Source organism: Nocardia sp. NPDC059691 (assembly GCF_042733915.1).
In the GTDB taxonomy this organism is placed as follows: domain Bacteria; phylum Actinomycetota; class Actinomycetes; order Mycobacteriales; family Mycobacteriaceae; genus Nocardia; species Nocardia sichangensis.
Genome location: NZ_JBHWFB010000001.1, coordinates 375,294 through 388,365, shown reverse-complemented (window position 1 = coordinate 388,365; position 13,072 = coordinate 375,294). Strand labels below are relative to the sequence as shown.

Annotated in this window: 10 protein-coding genes; 4 read left to right on the top strand and 6 right to left on the bottom strand. The window is 68.2% G+C overall.

Annotated elements, in window-relative coordinates; translation table 11 throughout:
- Positions 1-4 precede the first annotated feature (4 nt).
- The 3 genes from ACFV2O_RS01855 to ACFV2O_RS01845 all read right to left on the bottom strand — a co-directional run bounded on the left by ACFV2O_RS01855 (position 5) and on the right by ACFV2O_RS01845 (position 5,486).
- Positions 5-1,735 carry a glycosyltransferase family 87 protein gene (locus tag ACFV2O_RS01855; protein ID WP_379249464.1) on the bottom strand — a complete coding sequence of 577 codons (1,731 nt, stop codon included), beginning with the start codon at positions 1,733-1,735 and terminating at the stop codon, positions 5-7.
- Between the two features lie 451 nt (positions 1,736-2,186).
- Positions 2,187-4,616 (bottom strand): transglycosylase domain-containing protein, encoded by a 2,430-nt coding sequence (locus ACFV2O_RS01850; protein WP_379249462.1) that lies wholly within the window; start codon positions 4,614-4,616, stop codon positions 2,187-2,189.
- A gap of 450 nt (positions 4,617-5,066) precedes the next feature.
- A complete protein-coding gene (locus ACFV2O_RS01845) occupies positions 5,067-5,486 on the bottom strand; it encodes a DUF5318 domain-containing protein (RefSeq protein WP_355071181.1) in 420 nt (139 codons plus the stop codon).
- Positions 5,487-5,598: 112 nt separating this feature from the next.
- Between ACFV2O_RS01845 and ACFV2O_RS01840 the strand changes: the two genes are divergently transcribed.
- From ACFV2O_RS01840 to ACFV2O_RS01825, 4 genes are all read left to right on the top strand, one after another.
- Positions 5,599-6,702: a DUF1707 domain-containing protein gene (locus tag ACFV2O_RS01840; protein ID WP_379249460.1), complete on the top strand. Its 1,104-nt coding sequence runs from the start codon at positions 5,599-5,601 to the stop codon at positions 6,700-6,702.
- A gap of 5 nt (positions 6,703-6,707) precedes the next feature.
- Positions 6,708-7,505 carry a DUF1707 domain-containing protein gene (locus ACFV2O_RS01835; RefSeq protein WP_355071184.1) on the top strand — a complete coding sequence of 266 codons (798 nt, stop codon included), beginning with the start codon at positions 6,708-6,710 and terminating at the stop codon, positions 7,503-7,505.
- Positions 7,506-7,618: 113 nt separating this feature from the next.
- Entirely contained in the window at positions 7,619-8,176 is a 558-nt protein-coding gene (locus ACFV2O_RS01830; RefSeq protein ID WP_039803160.1) for a PadR family transcriptional regulator, read from the top strand.
- The gene (locus ACFV2O_RS01825) at positions 8,169-9,269 is read left to right on the top strand and encodes an inositol-3-phosphate synthase (RefSeq protein WP_355071185.1); all 1,101 of its coding nucleotides are present in this window, start codon (positions 8,169-8,171) and stop codon (positions 9,267-9,269) included. Before ACFV2O_RS01830 ends, ACFV2O_RS01825 begins: the two co-directional genes overlap by 8 nt.
- 69 nt (positions 9,270-9,338) lie before the next feature.
- Here ACFV2O_RS01825 and ACFV2O_RS01820 read toward each other — a convergent pair whose 3' ends face one another.
- The 3 genes from ACFV2O_RS01820 to ACFV2O_RS01810 form a co-directional block, all read right to left on the bottom strand.
- A complete protein-coding gene (locus ACFV2O_RS01820; protein ID WP_355071187.1) occupies positions 9,339-9,764 on the bottom strand; it encodes a GyrI-like domain-containing protein in 426 nt (141 codons plus the stop codon).
- Between the two features lie 9 nt (positions 9,765-9,773).
- Positions 9,774-10,232 (bottom strand): GyrI-like domain-containing protein, encoded by a 459-nt coding sequence (locus ACFV2O_RS01815; RefSeq protein WP_379249457.1) that lies wholly within the window; start codon positions 10,230-10,232, stop codon positions 9,774-9,776.
- 251 nt (positions 10,233-10,483) lie between these two features.
- Positions 10,484-12,772, bottom strand: a complete 2,289-nt coding sequence (locus ACFV2O_RS01810) for a transglycosylase domain-containing protein (protein ID WP_379249455.1) — start codon at positions 12,770-12,772, stop codon at positions 10,484-10,486.
- Positions 12,773-13,072: the final 300 nt, after the last annotated feature.

The following is a 13,072-nucleotide window of genomic DNA, read 5'->3' as shown; positions in this document are numbered from 1 at the left end:
CGGGTCAGCCGCCCGCGACCGCCGTACGCGGCCGCAGCGGCTCAGGCAGCCAGGGCAGCGGCGGATCCGGCATGCGGTCGACGACACCGCCGACCGGGTCGTCGACGAAGTCGCGCCGCACCAGGTCCTCCTCCGGGCGGTAGATCTGGCGCACGATCAGGGCGCACAGCCCCACCACCGCCAAGTCGCGCAGGGCGACGGTGCCGGTGAACCACTGCTCTGGCAAACCTTTGCGGTCCAAACCGAGGTAGTAGAACATTCGCGGCACCCAGACCAGCGCGTCGACGGTCATCCAAGTCAGCAGGATGCGCCGGTGCGGCAGCGCCAGGACGGCCAGCGGCACCAGCCACAACGAGTACTGCGGACTCCACACCTTGTTCGTCAGCAGGAACGCCGCGACCACGAGGAAGCACAGTTGCGCCAGCCGCGGCCGTCGAGGCGCGGTGAAACCGATGTAGGCGATCACCGCGCAGGCCGCGACGAACGCCAGCAGTGAGACGGCGTTCAGGATCGCGGGCTGCTCCCCGTAGGTCAGCGCGCCGTCGAAGCCGCGCCAGCCGGTGAACGAGGAGATCACGTTGTAGATCGAGTCCGGGTCGGCGTGCCGGGTGGTGTTGAGCCGGAAGAATTCCTGCCAGCCGTTCGGGAACAACGCGGCGATCGGAAGGTTCACCACCAGCCAGGTCGCCAGCGCGGCGCACATCGCGACGGACGCGGCGCCGATCGGTCGGGCGCTGAGGAATTGGATGCGGTAGGGCGTCTCCCGCACCCACGCCAGGAAGGTCGGCCAGCCGTCGATGTCGCGTATCCGCAGGCCGAGGTGCGTGCGCAGCGTGCGTTGCCTCGTCTCGGTACGCAGGCACAGCACGAGGATCGGCCCGAGCAGCAGCAGCGGATACAGTTTGGCGGCGCCGCCCAGACCGAGCAGCACGCCCGCCAGCACGGGTTTGCGCCGGGCCCAGGCGAGCAGGCCGGTCGCGGCGAAGGCCGTCGCGAGCGCGTCGAAATTGGTGAAGGCGTGCACGATCACCAACGGCGAACAGGCGATCAGCGCCGCGTCCCAGATCCGGCGGCCGGACAGCAACGCCGACGCCCAGACGGTGATCAGCCAGGCGATGGCGAGACCGACCGCGACGACGTTGAAGTAGATCACCACTTGGAGCGCGCCGGGCAGCGGCGAAGCGTCCCAGCTCTTCGCGATCCGCATCGAAAGGTACTGGTACAGGCCCGAGAGCACGGGATATTCCATGTACCGCGTCTCCCGTCCACCGTCGGGAGTCTGTTCGGTCCACTGCTTCTTGTACGGGAAGGCGCCTTCGTTCAGGCGCTCGGCCCCGTAGAGCGGCACGGTGTCCGAATAGCACATCGCCACGTACTGGCGGCCGTTGTTCCAGTCGAGCGTGGGACCGTCCGCGCCGGTGGTCTGCTGGATGCATCCCGCCTTGCCGAACCAGCCGAGCGCCAGGAACACCAGGGCGAACGCCATCAGCACCCGCATGGGCGTCCAGAACCGCACCCGCCCGATCAGCGCATGATCACCGACCGGCCCACCGATCACCGTCGACAATTGCGCGGCGAGCGAATCGTTGCGACTCGGCCGGTCCCGCGCGTCCGCCGATCGCAGATCAGAGGCGAGCGGAGCAGGGGCGGCGTAGTACGCCCCACCGGGCGCCTTCTGGTCCGACAGCGGTGCCCTCCCATTCCTCCGTGGCTCCACCAGCTGCTGATCGGTCACGGAAACCGAGGCTACCCGGAGTACGGCCCATGGTCCGGACCGAGTCGGCTTCGGTCTTCCGCGCGTTGCCATCTGCGCACGGCCTCCGAGCATCGCGAGCGTAATCCGCTTCCGCGGCAATAACGTAGCTGTTATGCCGGGCGGGAGTGGATGGCCCGCATGATCGGCGCATTCTGGTCTGGATATCCTTGGCAAGTTCGGTTATCCGCCTGTTGACCAATAATGTCTGCCTAGAGGGGGCGTTTTTTCACGGTGGTCCTGTTCCACCGAAGTTCGGATATGTACCCGCATCCGAGGCGCCGGGCATGGAATTCGCCGACCGGACCGATCGATCACGGCTTCCCGGAATTACCAGCCCAAGGAGCAAGCCGTCTCTCGGTAATCCGGCGCAAATACGACGAAGGCCGGGACCGAACCTGATGCGGTCGGCCCCGGCCTGTGCGCCGGCGAACTATCGGCCCCGTGTCGGAGCGGTTCCGTTCGTGCCTTCGTTGTTACCCGAATTGCCGTTGTTGCCAGGTCTCGGTGAGCCGGTGGCCGTCGGTGCGGAACCGTCGGACGGTGCGACCGGTTGGCCGGGCAGCGGTCCGGAGTCCGGTTCACGCTGCTGCTGCGGGCGCTGCTGCTGGGGTGCGGGCTGGACGCCGGGGACCGGGATCGTGATGCCGGGCAGAATCTCCACCTGGGTCGGCGCGACCACCACGGGTGGCAGAAGCGGAGAGTCGACAGTGGACGGCGGGGTGTAGGGCGCCGACCATTCGGGGACACCGGCCTGGCCCTTGATGGGGGCGGGCTTCGGGAACGTCTCGTTGCGAGTCCCCGAGAGCGCGCCGTCCATGGTCGCCTTCCAGATGTCGGAGGGCAGACCGGAGCCGTAGATCATGCCGCCGCTGTAGTTGCGCAGCGGCGAGTTGTCGACGCTGCCGACCCACACCGCCGTCGACAGCGACGGGGTGTAGCCCACCATCCAGGCGTCCTTGTTCTCGCCGGTATCCAGCAGCTGCGCGGTACCGGTCTTGGTCGCCGATTCGCGCCCGTTGGCCAGCCCGTGGTTACGGGAGTAGGCCGCGATCGGCTTCATCGCGGCGGTGACGTTGTCGGCGACAGCGGCCGAAACGCGCTGCTCACCGGCTACCTCACCACGGTCGAGCAGGACCTGACCGTCGGCGGTCACGACCTTCGATACGAAATGCGGCGCGTGGTAGACGCCGGAGGCGGCCAGCGTCGCATACATGGAGGCCATGTCGAGCGGCCGCGCCTGGTACTGGCCGAGCACGATGCCGTTGTTGGGCCCGGAGCCGTCCGACTCGGTGAGCGTCTTGCCGACTCCCGCGATGGTGTCCGGCATGCCGAGCTTGTACGCCATGTCGGCGATCTTGCGCGGGCCGTTCTGCATGTCCAGCTCCATCCGGTAGAAGCTGGTGTTCAGTGACCGTTTCAGCGCCTCGGCGATGGTGCACGTGCCGCAACCCTCGCCTTCGACGTTGGAGATCTTGATGCCGTTCACGGTCAGCGGCGAGCTGTCGTACATCTGCGACAGCGGGATGCCCAGCTCCAGGTTGGCCGCGAGGCCGATGACCTTGAACGACGAACCGGTCTGCAAACCGGCGTTGGCGTAGTCGTAACCTTGGCCGTTGTCGCCGCCGTAGTAGGCGCGCACGGCACCGGTGTGCGGATCGATCGAGACCACGGCGGTACGCAACTGCTCCGGCTCACCCTTCATCTTCGAGGTGGCCGCGTCGACCGCGGCCTGCTGGGCCTTCGGGTCGATCGTGGTCGTGATCTGCAAGCCCGCGGTGTTCAGTTGCTGCTCGCTGATGCCCGCCGCGCCGAGTTCCTTGAGCACCTGGGTCTTGATCAGGCCCTCGGGGCCGGAGTCCTGCGCCTTGTCCCGAGTCGAGGAGAGCGGGACGACCTGCGGGTACTGCAGGCCCTGTCGCTCGGTCGCGCTCAGGTTGCCGCCGGAGACCATGCCGTCGAGCACGTAGTTCCAGCGGGTCTTCGCGCCCTCGGGATTCTTCTCCGGGTCCAGGCTGGACGGCAGCTGGATGGTGGCCGCGAGCACCGCGCCCTCGGCGACGGTGAGTTCCGACACCGGCTTGCCGAAGTACGCCTTGGCCGCCGCGTCGATGCCGTACGCGCCGCGACCGAAATAGATGGTGTTCAGGTACGCGGCGAGGATCTCGTCCTTGCTCCACTGCCGCGCCATCTTGGCCGAGATGACCAGCTCGTGCATCTTTCGGGTCAGCGAGTGCTCGTCACCGACCAGCGCGTTCTTCACGTACTGCTGGGTGATGGTCGAGCCACCGCCCGCACTCTCCCGGCCGAGAACGTTGTCCCTGGCCGCGCGCGCGAAGCCGGAGATCGAGAAGCCGGGGTTGGTGTAGAAGTCGCGGTCCTCGGCGGCCATCACCGCGTTGCGTACGTGCGGCGGGATCTGGTCGATGGTGACGTCGGTCCGGTTGCCTTCCGGCGGAACCACTTTGCTGATCACCGAGGTGCCGTCGGAGGCGAAGATGGTCGCCACCTGGTTCGACTTCAGGTCGCCCGGCTGCGGCACCGACACCGTGGTGTACGCGGCCAGGAAGATGCCGCTGGGCAGCAGAATGGCCAACGCGATCAGCACGTAGAGGGTGCGGCGCACGATCCGCCATGGGAATTTCTTCTGCTGCCCGGGCTGCCGCCTTCCCGGCCCGTCGGAGCCGCCGCTGCCGCCACGGCGCGGCGGCGGGCCCGACGGCGGACCGCCCGCGGCCTGCCTGCGTTCGCCGGTCGTGGGGCCGCTACCGGGGACGCGACGTCCGTCACGGTCCACCGCCGGACGCGCGCCGGTGGCCGGACGCGGTCCGGTGGCGGGGCCGCGCCTGTCGCGTTCGTTCACCGCCTCGGTCAGGGAACCCGGCCGCTGCGTCCGCTGGGCAGGCTGGGGGCCGGGAGCGCCACCATTGGGCGCGCCGCGGTTGGGCTGTGGCGGCCGGCTCGGCTGGGGCGGACGGCCGCCCTGCGGCGGGCGACCGTTCGGCGGAGGGCCGGGACGGCGCGGCGGCTGGGGGCCGCGCGGCTCACCGGGGAGGGGACGCGCACCGGGCGGCGGGACCGGACGGGCGCCGGGAGGTGGTCCGGGACGGGGATTCTGATACGGGTTGGGACTTGGACGTGAACTCTGCGGAGGACGACCGCCATGTGGCTCATCGCCGTAGGGCTCGTAGGGCGAATTCACTGACAAGATCTCCATAACTCGTAGCGGTCCAGGTGGCAATCAGCGGTAGTCGTCACCGCGGCGGACGCATGCCGGCTCCGCGAGTCACCCGCCGGGGACGACCCAGGCACTTCATTCGGCGGCGGTGCGCCGGTTCGCGCGTGTCCCGGAGCGGCGTCGCGGCGGTGCCGGCGCGGAACCGAGTACATAGGACTGCACCAGATGATTCCAGCTGCAGGTCCGGCATACCTCGACGACATGAACCGAGAATTCTTCGCGCGTCTCGGCGAGTCGCGCAAGCTCCTCGGGTGTGCGAGCCGATCCGGCGACCGGCCCCAGGCCGTCGCCGAAGACCCAGGATACGAGGGTCAGCTGTTCCTTCCGGCAGATGGGGCATGTGACCTCGCTCCCGCGGCCATGGAACTTCGCCGCACGCAAGAGATAAGGATTCGCATCACACACCTCGGCGACATCGACCCGGCCCGCATAGACGTCAGCCAGCAGCGACCGGCGCCGCAGGGCGTAGTCGACAACTTGCCGCTGAATTCGCACGAGAACCAGAGTAGCGGGGATGGAATCGGGCCGCCCCGGGCTGCTGCGGATTGACCGTTCCCGACCGGGCCGATCCAGCGCGTCGCGCCGCTACCCGGACTACGATCCGTCTGTGTCCACCGCAGCATCCGGGCGCATGCGAGCGCGTGATCTCGACCGCGCCGACGCATCCGGTCTTCTGGATGCCGCCTACGCCGAGGGGCAGCTCGGCGCCGACGAGTACCACGACCGGATCGCGCAGGCCGCGGCGGCGAAGACGCTCGGCGAATTGGCCGCGCTCACCGCCGACCTGCAAACCCCGGCCGCTGCGCGCGGGTTCGCCGCGCGGCGCCCGTCGGTCGCGCGAAAAGTATTGCGCCGCTCCGGTTCCGGCGGCAGTTATCCCGGTCACACCAGGGCGCGCGATGCCGATCGCGCCACTACGCGCGAACTGCTCGACCGCGCCCGTGCCGATGGCCAGCTGTCCGAAGACGAGCACGACGCCCTCACCGAACTCGCCGCGGAAGCGCGCACCCTGGGAGATCTGGACGATCTGGTCGCGGACTTCCAGCGGCCCCGTGACGTCGCCCCCGCCCCGCGACCGCCGCGTTCGCATCGGCGTCAGTGGTATCGGGCCGCGGTGGCCGTGGCCGCGGCGCTGGCCGCCTGCGCCGGTTTTCTCGCGGTGACCAGGGAAGCGGAACCGCGATCCGCGGCCCAAGCACCGACGGTGGCGGAACTCGGGTCGGTGCAGCCCGTGGTGGTCGCGACGCCGAGTCTGGTCACCGCCGAGGGAATCGCCCTCTTCCTGCGCAACTACCAGCGGAAATTCGGCGATCTGCAGGTGGACGAGCTGTATCTGCACGACGATTTGGCCACGCTCACCCGGGCCGTGCCCGGCCAGCCGAACCGGAAGGTCCAGTACGACTACCGCGGTGGTTTCGCCCAGTCCCATGAGATCGAGACGCGCAAGACCGATACCCCGTCGGTGGACTTGGCCGCGCTGAATGTGGACACGATCGGCCGGGCTCTCGCCGACGCGCCCGCGACGACCCGGGTGCCCGGCGGCGTCGTCACGCTTTTGAGGGTGGGCGTGAACGGCCTGTCCCCCGGTTACGGCGTTGCCACCGGGCAACCTGTCGTCGAAATTCACGTGGGCAACTCCGTCAAGGAGAGCGGCCACTTCGTGCTGACCCCGGCGGGCGAGGTGCGCCGCGTCTGGCCCTTCGGAGGATGAGAGCGATGGCGACCACCCGATACAGCGACGTCCGTGCCCGCGACACCGATCGCGCCGACGTGTGCGGCCTGCTGGACGCCGCGTTGGCCGACGGCCAGCTCACCGCCGCCGAGCACGCCGCGCGCACCGCCCGAGCCATGCGCGCGAAGTCCTTCGGCGAGCTCGACGAGTTGATCGATGATCTCCAGGTGCCGGACGGGCTGGCGAACGCCCCGGCGGTCCGGGTGGACCGGCGGCGTCCACGCCGCTGGCTGGCGCCGGTATCGGCGCTGGTCGCGGCCTTCGTGGCAGGTGCGATGATCGGCGGGATCAGCCGATGTGGCGTCGACCTGCCCGGGTCCTCCGAGGACGTTCCCGACCTGACCACGGGTGCGGGGTTGGGTTATTTCCTCGCGGAATACCGGGCCGAGTTCGGCGACCTGGTCGCCGACAAGGTCACGTTGTTTCCGAAGTACGTGGTCGTGGACCGGCAGCAGCCCGGCAGTGCGTCGGAGACCGGAGACTACTACTACAACGGCGACTTCCGCAGCTCACGGACCTCGGAGCGGGAACGCGGGACTCGCACCTTCGACCTCTCGACCATCGATGTGCCCGCCGTCGCCGGTCTGCTGGCCGGAGCGCCGCAATCCGTGCGTACACCGAATGGTGTGGTCACCCACGTAATGCTGAGTTTCGGCTCCACAGGTCCGGTCGATCTCGGCCCGGTGCTACAGATCTATGTCAAGGACCAAGGCGGTTCGTCCGGCTCCCTGACGGCCACTTTCGCGGGCGAGCCGCTCGCGGTCTTCCCGCCCACTCGCTGACTGCGCCCGACACCCCCACCGGGCCTACGGCTGTGCACAGATGTATCGCTCCGATATAGTGGAAAGTCGCATCCATCGGTTAGGTTCTGTACACAGTCAGGGGGTGAAGCCCGGTGCTCGAACTGGCAATCCTCGGGCTGCTCCTGGAAGCGCCCATGCACGGGTACGAGCTGCGCAAGCGGTTGACGGGCCTGCTCGGGGCCTTCCGTGCCTTCTCCTACGGATCGCTCTACCCGACACTGCGCCGCATGCAGGCGGACGGGTTGATCGCCGAGGAGATCCCCGCGGGCGCGACGACGCGCCGCGCGCGACGGGTCTATCAATTGACCCCGGCCGGGCGGGAACGGTTCAGCGAGTTGCTCGCCGACACCGGGCCGCAGAACTACACCGACGACGGCTTCGGCGTTCATCTGGCTTTCTTCAGCCGCACTCCCGCGGAAGCGCGGATGCGGATCCTGGAGGGCAGGCGGCGTCAGGTCGAGGAGCGCCGAGAGGGGCTCCGGGAGGCGATCAAGAAGGCCAGCGGGTCGCTGGATCGCTACACCCGGCAGCTTCATCAACTCGGACTCGAATCAAGCGAGCGCGAAGTGCGCTGGCTCAACGAGTTGATTGCGGCGGAGCAATCGACGAAGGCGGCACCACAGAAAGAGGGAAATATCGGCCATGAGTGACGTCAAGAAGGCTGACAACGCCACAGAGGTTCGCGTCGCCATCGTGGGTGTGGGCAACTGCGCCTCCTCGCTGGTCCAGGGCGTGCAGTACTACAAGGACGCGGACGAATCCGCGACCGTCCCCGGCCTGATGCACGTGCGGTTCGGGCCGTACCACGTCCGCGACGTCAAGTTCGTCGCCGCGTTCGACGTGGACGCCAAGAAGGTCGGCTTCGACCTGGCCGAGGCGATCTTCGCCAGCGAGAACAACACGATCAAGATCTCCGACGTGCCGCCGAGCGACGTCGTCGTGCAGCGCGGGCCGACCCTCGACGGCATCGGCAAGTACTACGCGCAGACCATCGAGCTGTCCGAGGCCGAGCCGGTCGACGTGGTGCGGGTGCTGAAGGACAACAACGTCGACGTGCTGGTGTCCTACCTGCCGGTTGGCTCCGAGGAGGCCGACAAGTTCTACGCGCAGTGCGCGATCGACGCGGGTGTCGCGTTCGTCAACGCGTTGCCGGTGTTCATCGCCTCCGACCCGGTCTGGGCGGCGAAGTTCACCGAAGCCGGTGTCCCCATCGTCGGTGACGACATCAAGAGCCAGGTCGGCGCGACCATCACCCACCGCGTGATGGCCAAGCTGTTCGAGGATCGCGGTGTGCAGCTCGACCGCACCATGCAGCTGAACGTCGGCGGCAACATGGACTTCAAGAACATGCTCGAGCGCGAGCGCCTGGAGTCGAAGAAGATCTCCAAGACCCAAGCCGTCACCAGCAACCTCAAGAAGGAACTCGGCGCCAACGACGTGCACATCGGCCCGTCCGACCACGTGGGCTGGCTCGACGACCGCAAGTGGGCCTACGTCCGCCTGGAAGGCCGCGCCTTCGGTGACGTGCCGCTGAACCTGGAGTACAAGCTCGAGGTGTGGGACTCGCCGAACTCCGCGGGCATCATCATCGACGCGGTACGCGCGGCGAAGATCGCCAAGGACCGCGGCATCGGCGGACCGGTCATCCCCGCCTCGGCCTACCTGATGAAGTCCCCGCCGCAGCAGCTCGCCGACGACATCGCGCGCGCCCAGCTGGAAGCCTTCATCATCGGCGCCGAGTGATTCGGTGACACCGACGCAAGCCGGCCGGAGGCAGAAGCCTCCGGCCGGCTGCGTTGTGCGGCGTCCGCGCTAGTCCAGCGAGACGTAGACCTCCACCGACGCCGGGCCGGTGTAGCGCTCCACCTCGGCGGTGTGGGAGCGGGTGATGGTTCCCGCGTTCTCCGCCTTCGCCACCTGTGCCCAGGCGGTGCGCAGCAGGTCGTAGGGCTTGTCGGAGACGACGAACTTGGCGTAGCGGCCCTGCGGGATGATGGTGAGCACATCGCCGGAGTCCAGCTCGTCCATCGCGCCGATCTCGTAGCCGAGTACGGCGACGGCGTGGTCGTTCTGACCGATGTAGGCCGCCACCCGCGGCACGTTCTTCTCCCGCGCCAGATAGCGATCCCAGGTGAAGTTCACCAGGTCGAGGTCACGCGCGGTCACCTCCCGGCCGGCCAGCGGCACGGTCAGGCCCGCGACCATGCTCTGCGGCAATGTGACGATCTCGAAGTCCACTGTCTGTTCCTACCCGTTGCCCTGATCGTCTGCCACTGCCACGAAAACTTCCACCGTCCGTGCGTCCGGATAGTGTTCCCAGTCGCCGGTATAAGCGCGAATGAGCCGCCCCGCGGTCTCCGCGTCCCACACTGCTCGCCAGATGCTCACGATGGTGTCGCCGAGATTGTCTCCACTGGCGACGAACCGGGCGAAGCGCCCGGCGGGCACCCGGGCGAGCACGTCTCCGGGCTGCAGGTCGGCCAAGCCGTGACAGCGGTAGCCGACGATATGGGTCAGGTACGAATTGATCTCCGGCGCGTGGTCGACGTACGCGGTGGTCGGCGGTCCGGGCAGCTTGCGGGCCAGGTTGCGCTTCCACGCCTCTTCGACTTTCGCGCGGCGCGGCCCCTCGACCGCGAGCGCGGGGCTGCGAAGCACTGTTCCCGCCACCAGCGTCTCGGGTTGGTCAACGACATTGAAATCCACCGGCGTAGCCCCTATGTCTCGTCTGTCCTCAATTGGCGTCGGTCCCGGTGCCCTCCGTGGTGACGCAGGCTACCGCCTCCGGGCCCGTCGCTCGCGCCGCGCTGTCGTCGCTCGGGCGCATATCCTTCCGCATTGTTTTCGCGGTTTCGGCGTCGGCCCGTTCCGACGCACTCGCTGTTCGCTCTCACTCTGGCAAACGATGCTGCCATGTCATGCGTTCCGCCGGGCCACGGAAGGTCACAGCATCATCGCTATCCAGGAACCGGAATGCTCAGTCCCGGGAAAATCTCGACCTCGCTGGGCGGTTGCGGGCTGGGCGGGATGATGACGACGGGCTCGCGCTGCGATGACGGCTGCGGTGGGTTCAGGACGTCGTAGGGACCGCCGGAGGGCGGCTTGCTCGGATTCGGCCGGGCCGGGGCTTGCGCGCCCGGAGCCTGCGCACCAGGGAACTGTTCGATCGGAGCGCCGTCGAGCGCGTCGTCCATGACCTGCTTCCAGATGTCGGCGGGCAGGCCGGAGCCGTAGATGTCGGCTCCGCGTGCGGTGCGGATCGGTTGTGGCTGATCGGTTCCGACCCACACCGCCGTGGACAGCGACGGGGTGAAGCCGATCATCCACGCGTCTTTGTTCGACTCGCTCGCGCCGAACTGCGTGGTACCCGTCTTGGCGGCCGATGGGCGGTTGTTCTTCAGCGCGTGCCCGTTGGAGTAGGCCGCGATCGGGAGCATCGCCTCGACGGTGTTCTCCGCGATCGTCTTGGAGATGCGCTGTTGACCCGCGGGCGGCTGGTCGCCGACCTTTTGCTCGCCGCGATCCAGCAGCACCCGCCCGTCACCGGTCACCACTCGCTGCACGAAGTACGGCCGGTGGTAGACGCCCGACGCGCCGATCGTGGCATACGCCGAGGCCATATCGATCGGCCGGACCGAATACTGCCCGAGGACGATTCCGTTCAGCGGTTTCCCGCCGTCCTCGGTAAGGGTCTTGCCCGCGACGCCGGGCAGTTCCTCCGGAATCCCCGCCGCGTGCGCCGCGTCCGCGATGGACTGAGGACCGTCGAACATCGTCATGGTCAGCCGGTAGAAGCTGGTGTTCAGCGAGCGTTTGAGCGCCTCGGCCATGGTGCACTTGCCGCACGATTCGCCGTCCACGTTGGTGATCCGGGTACCGCGGTCGGTCACGGGGGAGCTGTCCAGCACGCGGGAGAGCGGAATGCTCTGCTGTTGCGCGGCGATCGCCGCGAAGACCTTGAACGCCGAGCCGGTCTGCAACGGCGCCTGGGCGAAGTCGAAGCCGATGCCGTCGTAGCCGCCGAAGTACGCGCGCACCGCGCCGGAACGCGGATCGATCGACACCACGGCGGCGCGCAGTTCCGGTGGCTGCGCACCGAGCCGGTCGCGCACCGCGCCCAGTACCGCGTGCTGCGCTCTGGCGTCGATGGTGGTGGTGATCTGCAGCGCGCCCTTGTTCAAGTCGCGCTCGCTGATGCCGGAGTCGCGCAGCTCGCGCACGACCTGGTTGCGGATCAGGCCCTCGGGGCCGCGAGCCACGTTCTCGTCCGGGATCTGGCTGAGCGGGATGATCGGCGGGAAGGTGGTCGCGTCCCGATCGCCCGGCGCGAGCGCGCCCATCTCGACCATTCCGTCGATCACGTACCGCCAGCGCGCCTTCAGGTCCGCGAGGTGGGTTTCCGGGTCCAGGATCGAGGGCGTGCGGATCAGCGCCGCGAGCACCGCGCCCTCCGCGAGGGTCAGCTGGTCGACCTGCTTGTCGAAGTAGACCTTGGCCGCCGCGCCGATGCCGTACGACCCGCGGCCGTAGTAGATGGTGTTGAGGTAGGCGGCGAGGATGTCGTCTTTGCTCCACTGCCGTGCCATCTTCGCCGCGATGATCAGTTCGCGCATCTTGCGGGTGACCGTGCGCTCGGAGCCGAGAAAGGCGTTCTTCACGTACTGCTGGGTGATCGTGGAGCCGCCGCCCGCGTTGTCCTTGCCGAGCAGATTGTCTCGCGCGGCGCGCAGGAAGCCGGAAGTCGAATAGCCGGGATTGGTATAGAAATTGCGGTCCTCCGCCGACAGCACCGCGTCGCGCACCGGACGCGGCACATCGGACAACGGCACCGGCGTCCGATTCCCGTCCGGCGGGACGATTTTCGCGAGCACGGTGCTGCCGTCGGCGGCGAAGACGGTCGCGATCTGATTCGTCTGCACCGCATTCGGATCCGGGATCTCGGCGCTCCAGTACGCCAGGACCGACAGCAGCGCGGGCACCACGCCGAAGATGATGAACAAGGCCAGCAGCAGGCGGCGGATGCGTTCGGCCCGGCTGCGCGGCGGACGATCCGGCTCCGTGGGGCGCGGCGCGGTCGGTCGCGATTTCCGGCGAGCCGCCGCGCGCTCGCGCCGCTCCCGCGCGTTCCGGTTCGGCGTATCGGGCCGCTGCGTCCAGCCCGCGATCGAGGCATACGGTGCGGTCGGAGGACCCCCCTTGGCGCCACGCCTGCGTTCACGCGGTTTGCGGAACGAGCTCACGATCATCTCCTCCCGGAGCGTCGGACGAACTCACCTGCACGAACGGACGGAAAAGAGCATCGAAAGGCCGAGTTTACCGCGTACGTTCACAACCGGGTTTCCACTTCTCGGGCCGTTGACACAGCGGTGCACGCAGACCATAAGCGTGCTGCGCGAAGCGGCGAACTATCTGTCCCTAGCGATCCCGCCAACGCCACCACACCAGCTCAACCACGGGTTTCGAGCGAAGCGAGACCGAGCATGCGCCGTTCGCGGCCCGGCTCGTGTTCGAGCGGCCGCCGCGTCCGCGACGAAGTCGCCAGCGGC